The sequence below is a fragment of the Nocardioides sp. CCNWLW216 genome (assembly GCF_037120545.1).
GTDB classification, from domain to species: Bacteria; Actinomycetota; Actinomycetes; order Propionibacteriales; family Nocardioidaceae; genus Nocardioides; species Nocardioides lianchengensis.
On sequence record NZ_JBBBBJ010000002.1, the window covers coordinates 551692 to 570253 of the forward strand.

The following is an 18562-nucleotide window of genomic DNA, read 5'->3' on the forward strand; positions in this document are numbered from 1 at the left end:
CCATGGTCGTGCGTCAGGAGACGCACCCGGACACGGGTGCGGCAGGCAGCCCCCCGGAGTTCCGCGCCGCCGTGAGCACCATGCAGGCCGCCCGGCTGCGGCCCGAGGTGCTCTGCGAGGAGATGCCGGCACCGCAGCGGATCGCCCCGCACGCCGCAGCGCTGTCGGCCGACGTCACCGTCGACGACACCGACCTCGGCACCGGCCGGCTGATCCTGCTCCACGACCCCGCCGGCAACGACGCCTGGGACGGCACGTTCCGGTGCGTGGCCTACGCGCGCGCCGAGATCGAGGTCGACCTGATCACCGACCCGATGCTCGCCGACGTGGGCTGGTCCTGGCTCACCGACGCGCTCACCGGCCACGGGGCGTCGTACGCCGCCGTCTCCGGGACGGTCACCCGGGTCGCGACCGAGAGCTTCGGCGGGATGTCCGACGAGGACGGCACCGCCCAGATCGAGATCCGCGCCTCCTGGACGCCGGTCGCCGTCGGCGACGCTCCGCTCGACCTGGCCCCGCACGTCGAGGCCTGGGGCGAGCTGCTGTGCACCGCCGTCGGTCTGCCGCCGGTGCCCGAAGGGGTCGCCGTGATGCCGAGCCGGCGGGGGCAGCGGGGCTCGACCCGCTGATGACCGACCCCGTCGACCCCACACCGGAGCCCGGTCCCGAGGCCCCGGTGGAGCCCGAGGCCGAGCCGGCACCGCTGCTGACCCTGCGGGACGGCCTGCCGCCCGTCATCGACACGCCGCCCGCGCTGGCCGACTACTGCCGGCTGCTCGCCGCCGGCAGCGGCCCGGTCGCGATCGACGCCGAGCGCGCGTCCGGCTACCGCTACTCCAACCGCGCCTACCTCGTGCAGCTGCGCCGCGAGGGCGCCGGCACCGCCCTGGTCGACCCGATCGGGCTCGACATGGCCCCGCTGCAGGAGGCTCTGGCCGGCACCGAGTGGATCCTGCACGCCGCCACCCAGGACCTCCCCTGCCTGGCCGAGATCGGCCTGCACCCCGACGCCCTCTTCGACACCGAGCTCGCCGGCCGGCTGCTCGGCCACCCGCGGGTCGGGCTGGCCACGCTGGTGGAGACGGTGCTCGGCTTCCGGATGAAGAAGGAGCACTCGGCGGTCGACTGGTCGACCCGGCCGCTGCCCGGACCCTGGCTCGAGTACGCCGCGCTCGACGTCGAGGTGCTCGCCGAGCTGCGCGAGGCCCTCGGCCGCGAGCTCGACGAGGCCGGCAAGGCGGAGTGGGCGCGCCAGGAGTTCGACCACCTGCGCTTCTTCGAGCCGACCCCGCGCGTCGACGCGTGGCGTCGTACCTCCGGCATGCACCGGGTCCGCGGCCGCCGCGGGCTCGGCGCCGTCCGCGAGCTGTGGACCACCCGCGACGAGCTCGCCGAGCAGCGCGACGTGACGCCCGGCCGGATCATCCCCGACGCCGCGATCGTCGCCGCCGCGCAGGCGCTGCCCGAGGACCGGGCCGCGCTGCTGGCCACCAAGGGCTTCCACGGCCGCGGTGCCGAGCGCTACTCGTCGAAGTGGATCGCCGCGCTGCGCAAGGTGGCCGAGCTCGAGGAGCGCGATCTGCCGACCCGCTCGCCGCGGGGCGACGGCCCGCCGCTGCCGCGCGCCTGGGCGGAGAAGGACCCCGTCGCCGCCCGCCGCCTGGTGATCGCGCGCGAGGCGATGGCCGCCCTGGCCGAGCAGCACCACCTGCCGGTCGAGAACCTGCTCACCCCCGACTTCCTGCGCCGTACGCTCTGGACGCCGCCGAGCAGCCGCGACCCCGAGCAGCTCGCCACGGAGGTCGACGCCGCGCTCACCATGCTCGGCGCCCGACGCTGGCAGGTCGACCTGACCGGTCCCGTGATCGTCGACGCGATCCTGCGTGGCGACGAAGAGCCGCCTGCCGCCCCGGCCGAGGTCGAGTCGGACTAGCGCCGACTAGTCCGTCGACTCCGGGTCGGCCGGGCTCTCGGTGCCGTCGGACTCCTCGGGCTCCTCCGGGTCCAGCACCGTCCGGGAGGCCTCGTCGATGCGGCCCGTGAGGTCGTCGAGGTCGTCGAGGACCGGGACGGTGAACATCTCGTCGAGCAGCGGCGCGACGGACTGGTCGAGGGCCGGCCACACGTCGAGGCGCGGGAGGACCTGCAGGTCGCCGACGCTCGAGGTGAAGACCGCGGCGTGCTCGGGCTGGCGGTCGGGCTGGAGGAAGTCGTCGGTCAGGGCGACCGCCTGGTTGACCGGCACGATGTAGCCCGACCGGGCGACCGTGCGGACCGCGTCGGTCGAGAGCGCATAGACCAGGAAGTCGGCGGCCGCCGGCACGTTGTCGCCGCCGCTCCCGATGCAGGCGCCGGTGATCTCGCCGATCGTGGCGGGCGAGTCGAGCGTCGGCATCGGCATCACGTCGAAGTCCAGGCCCTCGACCTCGCGGAGCTCGGGCACCATCGAGCGGTAGCCCTCGATCATGCCGAGCCGGCCCCGCTCGAACCACTCCAGCGGCGTACGACGCGCCAGCTGCTGGTCGGAGAGGGTGACCGTCGGGTCGCGCAGCACCTCCAGCGTGCGGGTCAGCGCCTCGCGCGAGCTCTCGTCGGAGAACGCGAACGAGGTGGGCTCCTCCTCGTCGTCGAAGAGCTTCCCGCCCCCGGAGTAGAGGAACGGCGCGAGGCTGTGAGCGGTCGGGTCGACGTGGACGCCCTTGTTGCGGGGGCGTCGGGCGGCGAAGCGGGCCGCCTCCTCGAACTGGTCGAACGACCAGCGGGCGTTCTCGGCCGACGACGGCACGTTCAGGCCGCGCGCGGCCATCCGCTCGAAGTTGACGAGCCGGGTGTTGTAGAAGATCACCATCGGCGAGATGGAGTAGGGCATGCACTGCAGCCGGCGGTCGTCCGAGAAGGCCTCGAGCGCGGCGCGGGAGTACTGGTCGCCGAACTCGACGCCCCGCTCGTCCAGCATCTCGTCGACGGGGACGTTGAGGTCCTCGTCGCGCAGCCAGACCAGGTCGTCGCGGTCGGCGAGGAAGACGTCGGGAGCCTTGCGTCCGCCGGCGCGGACCGCGGCCTCCAGGGCCGTGTTGTCGGGGTAGGCCAGGACCTTGACCTGGGTCAGCTCGGAGGTGGCGTTGTAGGCGTCGACCATCTCCTGGTACGACGCGACCTCGGCCTCGCTGCCCCAGACCCCGAAGGTCAGCCGGCTCTTCTCGACCGCGGCGGTGGTGGGGGCCGGCGACGGGCCGACGTCGGGGCCGGACTCCGTGTCGCACGCGGCCAGCCCGAGGGCGACCCCCAGGGCCAGGCCGGCCGCCAGGACCCGTCGTACACGCCTCGCAGTCACCCGCACCCTCTCCGTCACACCCGTCCACTCACGCCGGGCACACCCTACCGACCGAGCGCCAACGGTTGCGCTCCTCAACCGAGGAACGGGAGAGCGGCGTTGATCACGCTGTCGAAGACCGCACGGTCGAGGGCCGCGCCCTCGCGGCGCACCGCGGCCGGCTCCAGCACCAGGAGCCGGTCCAGGCGGACCTCGCTCGGGCGCCGCTGCCGGTCCCAGCCACCGGACCCGACGTCCATCCAGTGCCGGCCGTAGCGGGCCTCGTCGGCCGCGTCACGGTCGTGATCCTTGCTGGTGAGCATCAGGCCGAGCAGGCGGTCCCCGCGCCGACCGATGACCACCACCGGACGGTCCTTGCCCTGGCGCGGGTCGTCCTCGTAGGCGACCCAGGCCCACACGACCTCGCCGGGGTCGGGGTTCCCGTCAGGTCGGGGGTCGTAGCCGAGCTGGTCGCCCCGGTCGGCGGCGGGCCGGCGGACCGACGTCGAGGCGGGCCGACGGCTGGGCAGGAGACGGGCGAGGAGGCGACGCATGCCCCGAGACTAGAGAACACGCCGGACCGGGAGCGCCTCACGGCGCGTGGCCGCTCGTAGCGGCTTATTTTGGGACCCGGGGCTGCCACGGCCCGACGTGCTCTCCTTGAGTCTAACGGCCGGGGCCAGGCGGATCTAAGAGAGTCGGTGCTCGAGCTCGAGGTGGCCCGCGGCCTCCAGCTGCTCCGAGACCAGCAGCATCCGGCGCAGGTCGCCGTCGTCGCCGCTCGCCCGGCCGGCGGCCACGACCCGGGCGAAGGCCGCCCCGCGGAACAGGACGTCGGCGAAGTCGCCCTCGACGATGCCCCGCAGCACCTGGTCGACCATGGCCTTCAGCTGCTCGGGCCCGGGCGGGTCGGCCACGCCGGCCACCACCCGCGCCACCTGGGCCCGACTGCGGCCCTCCTCGAACTCCCGCGCGGCGGCCACCGGGTCGGCGTACACCCACGACCGGAGGACGAAGAGCCGCCACAGGCACCCGGCCAGCGAGTCGGCCGGCGACCCGGCCCAGACCTCGGCGATGGTCTCGATGCCCTCGGTCTCGGCGAGGTGCAGCAGCCGCTCCGCGACCGCGTCGTCACCGCTCGCCCGGGCCCCGCGCACCAGCAGGGTCGCGGCCCGGTCGGCGGCCTCGCTGACCAGTGCCGGGTCGGTGCCGCCGACCAGGTCGTCGAAGTACCGGTCACCCGGCTTCATCGGGCGGTGGTGGCGGCGCTCGGACATGCGGTCAGGCTACGACGCCACCGTCAGCCGAGCGCCTTGCGGATCCGCTGGTCGCTGACCGGCGCCGGGGTGCCGAGCTGCTGGGCCCACAGCGAGACGCGGTACTCCTCCAGCATCCACCGCACCTGTCGCAGCCGCTCGCCCGGCGGGCGGCCCTCGGGGAGGGCCGCGAGCTGGTGGAGGTAGGCCTCCTGCAGGTCCCCGACCCGATCGGCCAGCTGCCGGTCGCGGGCGGCCGCCTGGCCGCCGTCGTCGAGCCGCGCGCGACGTTGCTGGAGCGCCGCGAGGTACGTCGGGTACCGCCGCAGCTGGGTCGGCCCGGCCTCCCCCACGAAGCCCCGGTGGACCAGGCGGGCCAGCTGGGCCTTCATGTCCGACAGCGCCGGCAGCTGGTGCATCTCCGCCCGCCCGCTGAGTGCCTTCTCGGCCTGTCGCCACGCGTCCAGCACCCGGATCACGTCGGCCAGCAGCCCGCGCAGCGCGGCCTCCTGGTCCCGGGCCGCCTCGGCGCGGAGGGCGGCGTACGCCTGCTCGTCGCGGACGGCCGGGCGGGCGTCGACGACCGCGCCGACCACCGCGGACCGGCAGTCCTCGAGCAGCTCGGCGACCGTCGGGTACGGCGACCCCGCGAGCCCGAGCTTCTCGGTGTTGGAGAGTCCGTCGAGGATCGCCTTGACCGGCGAGCGGGTCTCCAGGAGCAGCAGTCGCCGGACGCCGAGCCGGTGCCGCGCCTCCTGCTCCTCGGCGGAGCCGAAGACCTGCAGCCCGACCGTGGTGCCCTCGTCGACCAGCGCCGGGTGGGCCTGCACCTCGTGGCCGGCCCGCTTCTGGGTGAACGAGCGCTCGACGGTGCCGAAGGCCCAGGTGGTCTCGCCGGTGCGGGCGAGCCCGCTCTGGGTGGCGACCTCGGCCATGGCCTGCGCGAACTTCGGGCGCAGCGGCTCCTTGAGCGCCTCGAGGTCCTTGCCCCGGGCCTGCTCGCGCCCGCTGTCGTCGACCACGCGGTACGTCGGCCGCAGGTGCTCGGGCATCTTGGTCCAGTCCCAGGCCCCGCGCGGGACGACGACACCGGCGGTCGAGCGGCACCAGCGCTCCAGGGCGTCCAGCAGCGGCTCCTCCCCCGCCGGGACGCTCGCGAGGAACTCTCGTGCCTTGTCGGGCGCGGGCACGAAGCTCACCCGGAGGTTCTTGGGGAGGCTGCGGATCAGCCCGGTGACCAGCTCGTGCCGCAGGCCCGGGACGTTCCAGGAGAAGTCGTCGGCCTCGACCCGGTTGAGGGTCGCGACGGGGACGTCGATGGTCAGCCCGTCCTCGGCCGCGCCCGGCTCGAAGTGGTAGCTGATCGGGAAGGTCAGGCCCTCGGCCTCCCACTGCTGCGGGTAGTCGCCCGCGGCGACCTCCTCGACCGTGTCGTGGGTCAGCATCGCGGGGTCGAAGGTGAGCAGGTCGGGCTGCTCGCGCCGGGTCTGCTTCCACCACTGGTCGAAGTGGGCGCCGCTGACGACCTCGCGACCGACGCGGGCGTCGTAGAAGTCGAACAGGGTGTGCTCGTCGACCACGATGTCGCGGCGCCGGGCGCGGTGCTCCAGCTCGGCGGCCTCCTCGAGGAGCCGCTGGTTCTCGGCCAGGAACCGGTGGCGGGTGTGCCACTCCCCGTAGACGAGGGCGTGCCGGATGAACAGCTCGCGCGACAGCTCGCGGTCGACCCGGCCGTAGGAGATCAGCCGGTCGGCGATCAGCGGTACGCCGTACAGCGTGGCCCGCTCGTGGGCCATCACGGACGCGCGCTTCTTGGACCAGTGCGGCTCGCTGTAGGTGCGCTTGACCAGGTCGCCGGCGAGCCTCTCGGCCCACTCGGGCTTGATCGCGGCGTTCTGGCGGGCCCAGAGCCGGCTGGTCTCGACGAGCTCGCCGGCCATCAGGAACTGCGGGTTCTTCCGGGCCAGACCGCTGCCCGGGAAGATCGCGAACCGCGCGCCGCGGGCGCCGAGGTACTCGCGCATCGGGCGGCGACCGCGGGGGCTGCCCTTGCCCTTGTCGACCTCCTCCAGGAGGCCGATGTGGCTGAGCAGGCCGGACAGCAGGGCCTGGTGGATGCCGTCCGCGTCGTACGCCGCGCCGCCTTCGGTGGTCGAGTGCCCCGCGAGGGACGAGCGGGGTGTGTCGAGACCCATCTCCTTGCAGACCTGGCGGAGCTGGGACTCGAAGTCCTGCCACTCCCGGACCCGCAGGTAGTTGAGGAACTCGGCCTTGCACATCCGGCGGAACGCGCTGCCGGAGAGCTCGCGCTGCTGCTCCTTCAGGTGCCGCCACAGGTTGAGCAGGGTGAGGAAGTCGCTGGTCTCGTGCTTGAACCGGGCGTGCAGCTGGTCGGCCTGGGCGCGCTGCTCCTCGGGCCGTTCGCGCGGGTCCTGCAGCGACAGCGCGGCCGCGATCACGATGACCTCGCGGACGCAGCCGAGCCGCTCGGCCTCCAGGATCATCCGCGCCAGCCGCGGGTCGATCGGCAGGCGAGCCAGCCGCCGGCCGAGCTTCGACAGCCGGCCCTCCCGGAGCGCGCCGAGCTCCTCGAGCAGCTGGACGCCGGACTGCACGTTGCGCTTGTCGGGCGGTTCGACGAACGGGAACCGACCCAGGTCGCCGAGGCCGAGCGAGGCCATCTGCAGGATGACGCTGGCCAGGTTGGTGCGCAGGATCTCGGGGTCGGTGAACTCCGGGCGGCCCTCGAAGTCCTCCTCGGAGTAGAGCCGGATCGCGATGCCGGCCTCCACGCGGCCGCAGCGGCCGGAACGCTGGTTGGCCGAGGCCTGGCTGATCGGCTCGATGGGCAGCCGCTGGACCTTGGTGCGCAGCGAGTAGCGCGAGATGCGGGCCACGCCGGTGTCGACGACGTACCGGATGCCAGGGACGGTCAGCGACGTCTCGGCGACGTTGGTGGACAGCACGACCCGGCGGGTGGCGTTGCCGTGGGAGGAGAAGACACGGTGCTGCTCGGCGGCGGAGAGGCGGGAGTAGAGCGGCAGGATCTCGGTGCGCGGCAGGTCGCTGAGCGCCTCGGCGGTGTCGCGGATCTCGCGCTCGCCGGGCAGGAAGACGAGCACGTCGCCCGGCCCCTCCTGCGCCAGCTCCTTGACCGCCTCGACGATCGCCTCGGTCTGGTCGCGGACGACGGCCTCCCCCTCGTCGTCCTCATCGGGCAGCTCCATCAGCGGCCGGTAGCGGACCTCGACGGGGTAGGTGCGCCCGGAGACCTCGACGACGGGGGCGTCGAAGTGCTGCGCGAACCGGTCGACGTCGATGGTCGCACTGGTGATGATCAGCTTCAGGTCGGGACGCCGGGGTAGCAGCCGCTTCAGGTAGCCGAGCAGGAAGTCGATGTTGAGGCTGCGCTCGTGGGCCTCGTCGATGATGATCGTGTCGTACTTCTTCAGGTCCCGGTCGCGCTGGAGCTCGGCCAGCAGGATGCCGTCGGTCATCAGCTTGACCCGGGTCGCCCGCGACGTGCGGTCGGTGAAGCGGACCTGGTAGCCGACCACCCCGTCGGCGCCACCCAGCTCGGTGCCGAGCTCGCTGGCGATCCGCTCGGCGACCGACCGCGCGGCGATCCGGCGCGGCTGGGTGTGGCCGATCAGTGCCTTCTCGCCGCGACCGAGCTCGAGGCAGATCTTCGGCAGCTGGGTGGTCTTGCCGGAGCCGGTCTCACCGGCCACGATCACGACCTGGTGGTCCCGGATGGCCTCGGCGATGTCGTCGCGACGCTGGCTGACCGGCAGCTCGGACGGGTAGGTGATCTTCACAGCCCGACCATCATCCCAGGCCACGCCAGCGGTTTCGCCCTCCCGGGTTCCGCTTGACTAGAACCTGTTCTAGATTCAGCGGGTGAGCGAGACGCAGCAGTACGACGTGGTCGTGGTCGGGTCCGGCGGCGGGGCGATGACCGGGGCGCTGCTCGCGGCCCGGGCGGGCCTGCGCACGGTCGTCGTCGAGAAGACCGACCTGATCGGCGGCACCTCGGCGTACTCGGGAGGCGCCTGCTGGCTCCCGGGCAGCGCCGTGCAGCAGCGGGCCGGGATCGGCGACTCGACCGAGGGCGCCCGCGCCTACCTGGGCGCGATCCTCGAGTCGCCCGACGCCGCCAAGGTCGAGGCCTTCCTCGCCCACTCCCCCGAGCTGGTCACGGCCCTGGAGGAGGCCGGCCTGCCATTCGAGTGGCTGCCGTTCGCGGAGTACTACGACGCGCCCGGCCGGGTCGCCATGGGGCGCTCGATCCAGCCGGTCAGCATCAAGCGCGGCGAGCTGCCGGCCGAGGTCGCGGCGCTGGTGCGGCCGCCGGTCGAGCGCGACCGCGCCGGCGAGGGCGGACGCAACACGCTCAGCGGCGGGCAGGCGCTGATCGCCCGCCTCGCGGTGCTGTACGTCGAGGCCGGGGGCGAGCTGCGCACCAACCTGCCGGTCACCGGCTTCGTGCTGGACGACTCCGGCGACCGGGTCGTCGGCGTGGCCGCCATGACCCCGGAGGGGCCGGTCGTCCTGCACGCCTCGCGGGGCGTGCTCGTCGCGGCCGGTGGGTTCGAGGGGAACGCGGCCCTGCGCGCGGCCCACGCCGTACCTGGAAAGGTGGCGTGGACGATGGCGCCGCGCGACACGAACACCGGCGAGCCGATCGAGGCCGGGCTGGCCCTCGGCGCGGCCGGGGACTTCAGCGGGGTCGGGTGGTTCTGCCCCGGGCTGGAGCAGCCGGACGGCGGCGGATCGTTCACGCTCGGCTTCCGCAGCGGCCTGATGGTGGACGGCCACGGGCACCGCTACGGCAACGAGTGCCTGCCCTACGACCGGTTCGGACGCCTGATGGCCGAGGCGCCGGAGCGGATCCCGTCGTGGTTCGTCTTCGACTCCCGCGAGGGCGGCCGGCTGCCGGCGATCGCGATGCCCGAGGGCGACCCGGCCGAGCACCTGGCCGCCGGGACGTGGGTCCGGGCCGACACCCTCGAGGACCTGGCCGCCGCGACCGGGCTGCCCGCCGCCGACCTCGTCGCGTCGGTCGAGCGGTTCAACAAGCTCTGCGCCGACGGCGTCGACGAGGACTTCGGGCGCGGGGAGGACGAGTACGACACCTTCTTCACCGGCGGACCGGGCACCGCGCTGGTGCCGTGCGACCAGGCGCCGTACTACGCCGCCCGGTTCGTGCTCTCCGACCTCGGCACCAAGGGCGGCCTGGTGACCGACGCCGCCGGCCGGGTGCTGCGCCCCGACGGGTCGGCCATCGCGGGCCTCTACGCCTCGGCCAACTCGGCGGCCTCGGTCTTCGGCGGCGTCTACCCCGGCCCCGGCGCGCCGCTCGGCAGCGCGATGGTCTTCGCCTCGCTGGCCGTGCGGGACCTGCTCAGCTGACCCGTTCACGGATCGCCGCGACGACCTCGCGCGGCTCGTCGGCGAAGAAGCGCACCTCGGCGACGTCGTACGACGTCCCGTGGACCTCGACCACCAGCGGCGCGACAAGCCGGAGCGTGACGTTGGTGCGACTGCCGACGACGACGTGCAGGACGCCGTCCTCGACCTGGACGCTGCGCGACGACTCACGCCCCTTCTCGGCGACGACGACGGCGGCGACCTGCGACCAGGGCACCTCGACCGCGGGCATGCGCTTCGCCGTCCGCAGGCGGAGGCCGGCGTCGTCGAGCAGGTGCGGGTAGACGTAGTGACACGCGGTCATACCGAGGCACCAGGCCAGGCCCCAGATCCCCACGACGTCGGCGGCCAGCCGCACGGCGTGCCACGGGATGATCAGGTGCAGGACCACGAGCTCGACCGCCGAGACGATCGTGATGCCCCAGAGCAGCGCCGCGACGGCGCCGACGTAGCGGACGGGCATCGTCCCCGGCGGTACGTCGGGCCGACGGCGGACGAGTCGGAGCAGGCCGCCGTACATCTGGAGCTCGAGGCGGACGACCAGCACCACGAGGTCCCGGACCCGCCTCATGCCGACCCCTCCGTCAGCGCGCGGAGCCGGGCCACGACCTCGCCGAGGACCCGCGTGAAGGCGGGCAGGTCCTCGTCGAGGCCGGCGAAGAGTCGGCCGGCGAGCTCCCGCTGCCCGGCCACCAGCCCGGCGCCCAGGGCCGCCCCGTCCTCGGTCAGCGTCACGAGCGTCGCCCGCCGGTCGGTCGGGTGCGACTCCCGCGTGACCACCCCCGCAGCGCCGAGCTCGTCGACCAGGGTGGTGACCGTCCGCGGCGTCACCCCCAGCGCGTCGGCCAGGACCCGCTGGGTGGTCGGCCCGGCGTGCTGGACGGCGAAGACGAGGTGCGCCTTGGTCTCGGTGAGCCCGAGCTCCCCCAGGCCGCGGCGCATGTCGTCGCCGAGCAGCACGGTGAGCTCAAGGACGAGGTCGAGGGCAGCGGTCTGAGCACTGGCCATATCGTGAGCCTACTTCACCATGAGATGTTGCCACTAAAAGCACGCGCGCCCGTGGCCCTGCCGAAGGATCTCGGTCAGGGCTGCGGGGTGGTGGTGCCGGTGTGGTCGCGCGTGAAGGTCAGTCCGTCGGGGCTGCGCCAGACGAACGTCGTGTCGTCGACCTTGTCGTAGCGCCAGCGCGTGTGGGTCTTGGCGCGGTGATGTCGTCGGCACAGGGGGGCGATGTTGCAGTCGTAGGTCGGACCGCCGTGGGCGGCTGGGTCGCTGTGGTCGTGGTCGCAGGACCTCGCTCGCCGTCGGCACCACGGGAACACGCAGGAGTGCTGGAGCAGGGCCTGGCGTTCCTTCAACCTGTCCGGGACCTCGTAGGCGTCCACGTGGACGTGACCGGCCAGGTCGATGAGGGGCTTGATGACGACCTGGCTGTCGCTGTCCTGGCACCAGCTCTTGACCTGCTCGACGGAGATCATCGACCGGGTGTTCTCGACGCGGGCGATCGCGGCGTCGGCGAGGTGGACGTGCACGACGACCTGACGGGGGCGTTGGCGGTCCGGGTCGGGCTCGGCATTCAGGTCGAGGGCGAGCTGGCGGCGGGCGAGGGGGGTCTAGACGGGCGTTCAGGACTTCGTCCTTCACTGCTCGACCACCTGCGACAGGGACCGGCGGCAGGGGTCGACCTACCGGCGGTCGCTTGTTGGCTGCGGGGGTCTCGACGGGCGTTCAGGACTTCGTCCTTCACTGCTCGACCACCGGAGGGCGACCTGCTCGAACGAGGACGGAGTGAGGGCTGCAGGGGTCTCGACGGGGTCGAGCACCGGCGGGACCACCGGGAACGCAGAGGACGCCGTACCGGGGCTGTTGGGGCGCTGTGCGAGTCCTGAGATCAGCACAGAGCCGTCACAGGAATCCCACAGGTAGCCTCGCCATCGTGTCCGGCATGGAGCTGACCCGACCCGATGGATCCCCGCTGCGCGTGCTCGTCGTCGACGACGAGGTCAACATCGCCGAGCTCATCTCGATGGCGCTGCGCTACGAGGGCTGGCAGGTGACGACGGCCCACACCGGCACGAAGGCGGTGGCCGCGGCGAAGGAGACGCAGCCCGACGCGGTGGTGCTGGACATGATGCTGCCTGACTTCGACGGCCTCGAGGTGCTGCGCCGGATGCGTGGGCTGGACCCGGGCCTGCCGGTGGTGTTCCTGACCGCCAAGGACGCGGTCGAGGACCGGGTCGCCGGCCTGACGGCGGGCGGTGACGACTACGTGACCAAGCCGTTCTCGCTGGAGGAGCTGGTCGCCCGGCTGCGCGGCCTGATGCGCCGGGCCGGCGCCCAGCAGGCGGCCGAGTCGTCGGTGCTCAGCGTCGGCGACCTGACTCTGGACGAGGACAGCCACGAGGTCTTCCGCGCCGGGCAGGAGATCTCGCTGACGGCGACCGAGTTCGAGCTGCTGCGGTTCCTGATGCGCAACCCCAAGCGGGTGTTGAGCAAGGCGCAGATCCTCGACCGGGTCTGGAACTACGACTTCGGCGGCCAGGCCAACGTCGTCGAGCTCTACATCTCCTACCTGCGCAAGAAGATCGACGCCGGCCGCGACCCGATGATCCACACCATGCGCGGCGCCGGCTACGTGCTGAAGCCGGCGGCCTGAGCTCGTGCTGACCCGACCCCGGTCGCTGACGTCGCGGTTGGTCGTCACCGCGGTCGCGCTGGTTGCCTTGGTGTCGCTGCTGATCGGGGCGGCCACCACGGTGGCCATGCGCTCCTACCTCTTCTCCCAACTCGACGATGAGATCGAGAACGCCAGCAACCGGGTGGCCCTGGTCGACCCGACCCGGTTCAACCCCTCGGACCGCAGGGATCCCCCGATCGGCCGGGGTCCCCGACAGACCAACGGCTCACTGTTCGCCAACGACGTGACCGGCGAGCTCAGCGGGGGCGTCGTCACCGACGACCCGTCTCCGAGCCCACTCTCCGACGCCGTCCTCGATGCCCTCGACGACATTCCGGCCGACGGCCAGGCGCACGCGGTGGAGCTCCCCGGGCTCGGCAACTACCGGGTGGCGGCCGCCACCAACGCCGACGGGATCACCCAGCTCAACGGGCTCCCCACCTCCGAGGTCGACGACACCGTCTCGTCGCTGATCCAGGTCGAGGCATTGCTGACCACCCTCGGCGTCGTACTCGCCCTCGGCGCCGGCCTGGTCGTCGTACGACGCCAGCTGCGGCCACTGCGCGAGGTCGCGGCGACCGCCCACACCGTCGCCGAGCTGCCGCTGGCGGAGGGCGAGATCGACCTGTCCGAGCGAGTGCCCGCCCACCTGACCGACGAGCGGACCGAGGTCGGCCAGGTCGGGTCGGCGCTGAACACGCTGCTCGCCCACGTCGAGGACTCCCTCTCGGCCCGGCATCGCAGCGAGATGCAGGTGCGGCAGTTCGTCGCCGACGCCTCCCACGAGCTGCGCACGCCGCTCGCGACGATCGCCGGCTACACCGAGCTGGCCCGCCGCCGGCCCGGTGACACCGAGGCCAGCACGATGGCGCTCGGCAAGGTCGAGGAGGAGTCGCGGCGGATGACGGCGCTGGTCGAGGACCTGCTGCTGCTCGCCCGACTGGACGCCGGCCGGCCGCTCGAGCGCGAGCCCGTCGACCTGACCCGACTGCTGCTGGAGGCGGTCTCCGACGCCCGAGTGCTCTCCCCCGGCCACCATTGGCGCCTGGACCTTCCCGAGGAGGAGGTCGAGGTCGTGGGCGACGAGCAGCGGCTGCACCAGGTGGTGACCAACCTGCTGACCAACGCCCGCAAGTACACCCCCGAGGGCACCACGGTCACCGTCAGCGCCCGTCCGGGCGGCTTCGCGGTGCACGACGACGGGCCCGGCTTCGCGCCGGAGCTGGTCGACCACGCCTTCGAGCGCTTCGCGCGCGGCGACGCCTCTCGCCATCGAGAGGGCGGAGCGGGTCTCGGCCTCGCCCTCGTGCAGGCGATCGTCAGCGCCCACGGCGGCACCGTCTCGCTGACGAGCACGCCCGGGGACACGCGGATCGCCGTACAGCTGGGCTGATCCGGCGAAGTGCCCCCGTGGGCATCGAGAACCTGGCAGCCTGTGCGCACCCCGGCCGACCCACGGCCGCCCCCTGGGAGCTCTCGTTGCGCCGTGTCCTCACCGTCCTGATGACCCTCGCCGCCCTGGTGGCCGGCCTGCTGGCCGCGAGCCCGTCGACGGCCCAGGTCGCTGCCGTGGCCGCCGATCCCGGACCTGCCCAGGAACGACTGAACCGCGGGCGCTACGAGACGGGCACGGTGCCGACCCCGGCCCCCTTCCCGACCGTGGAGCTCAGCCAGAACGGCGTCTTCCACCTCCACGCCGGGATCGTCCACTCCCAGCGGTACGGCGCACGCACCCGCTTCCCCGGCGCTCCCGTCGACTGGTCGCCGGGGCCGCAGTCGGCCTCGGCCGCCAGCGGCAGCGGTGACTACGTCGTGGCGGCCACCGCGCTCACGAACGGCGCGGCGGTGCAGGTACGGGTCGAGACGGTCGCCGTGGCCGCCACCACCGCGGTCGACCGGCCCTCCCCGTCCGTCCCGTCGACCGACGGCGCGACGACGCGTCGCCTCGACCTCGCTGCGTCCGGCGACCACGTCTTCGTCGCCGTGGTCCAGGGCAGCGCGGACGGCGCCCGCTCCGCCCTCCTCCTCCGCAGTCCGGACCGCGGCCAGACCTGGGAGGCACCGCTCGACCTGCTCGCGCTCGCCGGGCTCGACGCCGAGGGCGGTGTGCCCGTGGTGAGCCTGGCGGCGGAGGGCTCCACCCTGGCGATGGTCCTGGGTGACGCCGACGAAGCCGGTTCGGCACTCGTCAGCGACGACCGGGGTGCGACGTTCGACGCCCCCGTGAATCTCGATGCCCTGGAGGCCACGCCGGGCGCCGTACGACGTCCGGCCGCCGTCGGGACGGACGGCTCGTCAGTCCGGGTCGCGTGGCTGCGGAGCACCTCCGGCTCCGCACCGGTCCTGCTGAGCGCCCTGGTGGGCGCCCCCGGCTCGCCGGTGACCGTCCCGACCGCACCCAGCACCTTTCCCGACGGCGTCGGCGCCGAGGTCGTGCTCGCCCACCTCGGTTCGACGTACGCCGTCCAGGTCGAGGGCGGGCGACTCTTCTCGCTCGACCCGGACGGCGTCTGGCGCTGGCCGCTGCCCTTCGAGCCCACCGACACCGAGGCCGGCTGCGAGCCGTCCTGTCCGACGATCCTGCCCGCCGCGGTGTACGGCGACCGGCTGGTCCACCGGGATCACGGCTACTTCTCCTACTGGTTCATCGACCGAACGCCCGCCCGGATGACTGTCCAGCAGAATCCCGGCGGCCTGCTCGAGGACTGGCAGACCGTAGTGCTGGAGTTCCAGGACGCCGGTGGGATCGACTCGACCCGGAGTACCTGCCACTTCGACGGCCGGCGCCGCGAGTTCCAGCAGAACTGGCCGGGCATCACGTGCTCAGGCCCACCCTCCGTCCGCCCCGGCCGGCACGAGATGACCGCCACCATCGTCGACCTGGCCGGGAACGTGACGACATTCCGGCACGCGTGGACCACCGTCACGCGGAGTCGGGCCCGCTGGGTTCGCAAGCCGCGGCCGGAGAGCATGCCCGGACGCTCCACGGTGCGATGGCGGGTGGCCACCAAGCTCCCGTTGCAGCGCCAGTGGCTGGTCGTAGAGACCACGGAGCGCTCGCGCACCGTTCAGCAGCGGATCCCGGTCTCTCCCGGCCACGGCCAGCGCAGGATCCGCCTGCGCGCGGGCACGCGGATCTGCCTCGGCGTGCAGGCAGTCGGGACCGGCGTGGTCCAGCACTGGCCGGCCCGCACCTGCACGACGGTGCTGACCGACGACGCGCGCGGCATCGCGGGCGGTCGCCGCGTCACCGGCAGCCTGTTCCACCGTGGATCGGCCACCGAGCTCGTCACCGGGAGCACGGCCACCGCCCGCAAGATCACCCGCGGGAAGGCCCGTTCGTGGCACCTCCGGGTGCTCACCTGTCCGACCTGCGGCGAGCTTCGTGTCGTCGACGGCGAGCGCACCCATCGCTACCGCCTGGACTCACCCCGGCCGCGGATGGTTTCCCTCCGGTGGTCCCCCCGCCGTACCCACCGCACGATCCGGCTCCATGGATCTGGCGGGCGGGTGGTGGTCGACGGGTTCTGGGCGGAGTAGGCACTCAGAGACTGACGCCGTGCTCCTTCAGCACCGCCACCGGGTCGACGGCGTCACCGCCGTCGGGGTGCACCTCGAAGTGCAGGTGCGGTCCGGTGGAGTTGCCGGTCGAGCCGACGAGGCCGACGACCTGGCCGGTGGTCACGGCGTCGGTCGCGGTGACGTCGATACGGGAGAGGTGGGCGTACCAGGTGACGGTGCCGTCGGGGTGGGTGATCTCGACCTTGTTGCCGTAGGGCCCCTGTCGGCCCGCGAAGGTGACGATGCCGGCCGTGGCCGCGCGCACGTCGGTGCCGGTGGGCGCGGAGAAGTCCTGGCCGGTGTGGATCGACTCCCAGTGCGGGCCGGTCTCGCCGTAGTGGCTCGACAGCCGGCGGTACGACGCCACCGGGAGCACCCAGGTCGCTGAGACCGGGCCCCAGTCCTTCATGGTCTCCCGCGCCAGCGCGGCGAGCTCGCGGGCCGCCCGGCGCTCGCGGCGCAGCTGGGCACGCCGCTCGGCCTTGCGGGCGGCCTTGCGGGCGGCCTTGCGGGCGGCCTTCCGGGCCTGGGCCGCGGTGGTGACCGGAGCGACCGACGGAGCCGCGGCGACCGGAGCAGCGGGCGCCGGCGAGGCCGGGGCGGACGACGACGGTGCGGCCGGTGCCGGCGCCGCGGAGGCCGACTCAGCCGGGGCGGGCGGCTCGTACGACGCCGAGCGCGGGTAGGCGGGTGCGGCTGCCGGCTCGACGTCGTCGACCAGGGCATCGGCGGGACGCTCGGCCGCGGGCTGCTCGAGCAGCGGTACGGCGACCTGGGCGGTCGCCGTACCGACGACGACGAGAGCCGCCACGCCGAGGGCGCTGCCGACCAGACCGGAGGTCCACCACGGGGCGTCAGCGGACACGGAGCGCTTCCTGAACAGGGGTCACGTGGGGCCCTTCGGCGCGCTCACGCCGGACCTGACCACTTCGCAGGTTCGTGATCCGACGTCATCTTCGTTAGCCTGGACCCCAGATTGTCAGACAATCCTGGTGAATGATCCGAGGAGGCGAAACGATGACGGCCATGGCCACCACGACGAGCACGACGAGCACGCAGCACGAGTCGAGCACCGAGCTGTTCCAGCGCGCGGAGTCGCGCACGGCGCACAACTACCACCCGCTGCCGGTGGTCGTGGAGCACGCCGCCGGCGCCTGGATGACCGACGTCGACGGCACCCGCTTCCTCGACCTGCTCTCGGGCTACTCCGCCCTGAACTTCGGCCACAGCCACCCGGTCCTGCTGCAGGCGGCGCACGCCCAGCTCGACAAGCTGACGCTGACCAGCCGGGCGTTCGTGCACGACCAGTTCGCCGACTTCTGCGCCGCGCTCGGCGACCTGTGCGGCAAGGACCTCGTCCTGCCGATGAACACCGGCGCCGAGGCCGTCGAGACCGCGATCAAGGTCATCCGCAAGTGGGGCTACGAGGTCAAGGGCATCGCCCCCGACCAGGCCGAGATCATCGTTGCGGCCGGCAACTTCCACGGTCGCACCACCACCATCGTCGGCTTCTCCGACGACCCCGACGCCCGCGACAACTTCGGTCCGTTCGCGCCCGGCTTCGTCATGGTCCCGTACGGCGACCTCGCCGCGGTCGAGGCGGCGATCACCGAGAACACCGCGGGCATCATCATCGAGCCGATCCAGGGCGAGGGCGGCGTGGTGATTCCGCCGGACGGCTTCCTGCGCGGCCTGCGCGAGCTGTGCACGCAGCGCGACGTGCTGTTCGCGGCCGACGAGATCCAGGCCGGCCTGGGTCGCACCGGCAAGACCTTCGCCTGCGACCACGAGGACGTCGTCCCGGACCTCTACCTGCTCGGCAAGGCCCTCGGCGGCGGCATCGTGCCGGTCTCCGCGGTCGTGGCGAACCGCGAGATCCTCGGTGTGCTGCGTCCGGGCCAGCACGGCTCGACCTTCGGCGGCAACCCGCTCGCCTGCGCGGTCGGCACCGCCGTGGTCGGCATGCTGGCGACCGACGAGCCCCAGACCCGCGCGGCCGAGCTCGGCGTCGTCCTCCGCGAGCGCCTCGAGGCGATGATCGGCCACGGTGTGCTCGCCGTACGCACCCGCGGTCTGTGGGCCGGCGTCGACATCGACCCGCAGGTGGGGACCGGCCGCGCGGTCTGCGAGAGGCTGATGGCCCGCGGTGTCCTGGCCAAGGACACCCACGGCTCGACCATCCGCCTCGCTCCCCCGCTGGTCGTCTCCGAGGAGGACCTCGTCTGGGGCCTCGACCAGCTCGCCGCGGTCGTCCGCGGCGACTGAGCCCCTCGCCGAGTCAGCATCAGTTGCGGGCCGAGTCAGCACTACTAGTGCTGACTCGGC

15 protein-coding genes are annotated in these 18562 nt (G+C 73.1%); 7 read left to right on the plus strand and 8 right to left on the minus strand.

Annotation, left to right across the window (positions count from 1 at the left end; genetic code table 11):
* The first annotated feature begins 2 nt into the window (after positions 1-2).
* Both V7S47_RS07135 and V7S47_RS07140 read left to right on the plus strand, forming a co-directional pair.
* On the plus strand, positions 3-629 hold the full coding sequence (locus V7S47_RS07135) for a DUF3000 domain-containing protein (RefSeq protein ID WP_336560922.1): 627 nt from the start codon (positions 3-5) through the stop codon (positions 627-629).
* Complete coding sequence (locus V7S47_RS07140) at positions 629-1933, plus strand: HRDC domain-containing protein (RefSeq protein WP_336560923.1); 1305 nt, start codon at positions 629-631, stop codon at positions 1931-1933. The genes V7S47_RS07135 and V7S47_RS07140 overlap by 1 nt, the downstream gene beginning before the upstream one ends.
* Before the next feature lie 6 nt (positions 1934-1939).
* Here V7S47_RS07140 and V7S47_RS07145 read toward each other — a convergent pair whose 3' ends face one another.
* From V7S47_RS07145 to hrpA, 4 genes are all read right to left on the minus strand, one after another.
* Positions 1940-3334 (minus strand): ABC transporter substrate-binding protein, encoded by a 1395-nt coding sequence (locus V7S47_RS07145; RefSeq protein ID WP_336560924.1) that lies wholly within the window; start codon positions 3332-3334, stop codon positions 1940-1942.
* Positions 3335-3408: 74 nt separating this feature from the next.
* Positions 3409-3867 (minus strand): type II toxin-antitoxin system PemK/MazF family toxin, encoded by a 459-nt coding sequence (locus V7S47_RS07150; RefSeq protein WP_336560925.1) that lies wholly within the window; start codon positions 3865-3867, stop codon positions 3409-3411.
* A gap of 135 nt (positions 3868-4002) precedes the next feature.
* Complete coding sequence (locus V7S47_RS07155) at positions 4003-4590, minus strand: hypothetical protein (RefSeq protein ID WP_336560926.1); 588 nt, start codon at positions 4588-4590, stop codon at positions 4003-4005.
* 23 nt (positions 4591-4613) lie between these two features.
* Positions 4614-8387: an ATP-dependent RNA helicase HrpA gene (gene hrpA / locus V7S47_RS07160; protein WP_336560927.1), complete on the minus strand. Its 3774-nt coding sequence runs from the start codon at positions 8385-8387 to the stop codon at positions 4614-4616.
* Between the two features lie 82 nt (positions 8388-8469).
* Between hrpA and V7S47_RS07165 the strand changes: the two genes are divergently transcribed.
* Positions 8470-9981 carry an FAD-dependent oxidoreductase gene (locus tag V7S47_RS07165; RefSeq protein WP_336560928.1) on the plus strand — a complete coding sequence of 504 codons (1512 nt, stop codon included), beginning with the start codon at positions 8470-8472 and terminating at the stop codon, positions 9979-9981.
* Here V7S47_RS07165 and V7S47_RS07170 read toward each other — a convergent pair.
* The 3 genes from V7S47_RS07170 to V7S47_RS07180 form a co-directional block, all read right to left on the minus strand.
* Positions 9974-10570, minus strand: a complete 597-nt coding sequence (locus V7S47_RS07170) for a hypothetical protein (RefSeq protein WP_336560929.1) — start codon at positions 10568-10570, stop codon at positions 9974-9976. The two genes, V7S47_RS07165 and V7S47_RS07170, sit on opposite strands and share 8 nt — an antisense overlap.
* Positions 10567-11007: a MarR family winged helix-turn-helix transcriptional regulator gene (locus V7S47_RS07175; RefSeq protein WP_336560930.1), complete on the minus strand. Its 441-nt coding sequence runs from the start codon at positions 11005-11007 to the stop codon at positions 10567-10569. Before V7S47_RS07175 ends, V7S47_RS07170 begins: the two co-directional genes overlap by 4 nt.
* A 74-nt stretch (positions 11008-11081) precedes the next feature.
* On the minus strand, positions 11082-11531 hold the full coding sequence (locus tag V7S47_RS07180) for an HNH endonuclease signature motif containing protein (RefSeq protein ID WP_336560931.1): 450 nt from the start codon (positions 11529-11531) through the stop codon (positions 11082-11084).
* 413 nt (positions 11532-11944) lie between these two features.
* On the opposite strand from V7S47_RS07180, the gene V7S47_RS07185 reads away from it, so the two are divergent.
* The 3 genes from V7S47_RS07185 to V7S47_RS07195 all read left to right on the plus strand — a co-directional run bounded on the left by V7S47_RS07185 (position 11945) and on the right by V7S47_RS07195 (position 16216).
* Positions 11945-12655: a response regulator transcription factor gene (locus V7S47_RS07185; RefSeq protein WP_336561007.1), complete on the plus strand. Its 711-nt coding sequence runs from the start codon at positions 11945-11947 to the stop codon at positions 12653-12655.
* A 4-nt stretch (positions 12656-12659) separates the two neighbouring features.
* A complete protein-coding gene (locus V7S47_RS07190; protein WP_336560932.1) occupies positions 12660-14069 on the plus strand; it encodes a sensor histidine kinase in 1410 nt (469 codons plus the stop codon).
* 86 nt (positions 14070-14155) lie between these two features.
* Entirely contained in the window at positions 14156-16216 is a 2061-nt protein-coding gene (locus V7S47_RS07195) for a hypothetical protein (RefSeq protein ID WP_336560933.1), read from the plus strand.
* Between the two features lie 4 nt (positions 16217-16220).
* Here the strand turns inward: V7S47_RS07195 and V7S47_RS07200 are convergent, their stop codons facing one another.
* Positions 16221-17102 carry a M23 family metallopeptidase gene (locus V7S47_RS07200; protein ID WP_336560934.1) on the minus strand — a complete coding sequence of 294 codons (882 nt, stop codon included), beginning with the start codon at positions 17100-17102 and terminating at the stop codon, positions 16221-16223.
* A gap of 161 nt (positions 17103-17263) precedes the next feature.
* Between V7S47_RS07200 and rocD the strand changes: the two genes are divergently transcribed.
* Positions 17264-18502, plus strand: a complete 1239-nt coding sequence (rocD, locus tag V7S47_RS07205) for an ornithine--oxo-acid transaminase (protein ID WP_336560935.1) — start codon at positions 17264-17266, stop codon at positions 18500-18502.
* Positions 18503-18562: the final 60 nt, after the last annotated feature.

Coding starts and splice junctions, on each gene's coding strand:
- V7S47_RS07135 (WP_336560922.1), top strand. CDS start 3: ATGGTCGTGCGTCAGGAGACGCACCCGGACACGGGTGCGGCAGGCAGC.
- V7S47_RS07140 (WP_336560923.1), top strand. CDS start 629: ATGACCGACCCCGTCGACCCCACACCGGAGCCCGGTCCCGAGGCCCCG.
- V7S47_RS07150 (WP_336560925.1), bottom strand. CDS start 3,867: ATGCGTCGCCTCCTCGCCCGTCTCCTGCCCAGCCGTCGGCCCGCCTCG.
- V7S47_RS07155 (WP_336560926.1), bottom strand. CDS start 4,590: ATGTCCGAGCGCCGCCACCACCGCCCGATGAAGCCGGGTGACCGGTAC.
- V7S47_RS07170 (WP_336560929.1), bottom strand. CDS start 10,570: ATGAGGCGGGTCCGGGACCTCGTGGTGCTGGTCGTCCGCCTCGAGCTC.
- V7S47_RS07175 (WP_336560930.1), bottom strand. CDS start 11,007: ATGGCCAGTGCTCAGACCGCTGCCCTCGACCTCGTCCTTGAGCTCACC.
- V7S47_RS07185 (WP_336561007.1), top strand. CDS start 11,945: ATGGAGCTGACCCGACCCGATGGATCCCCGCTGCGCGTGCTCGTCGTC.
- rocD (WP_336560935.1), top strand. CDS start 17,264: ATGGCCACCACGACGAGCACGACGAGCACGCAGCACGAGTCGAGCACC.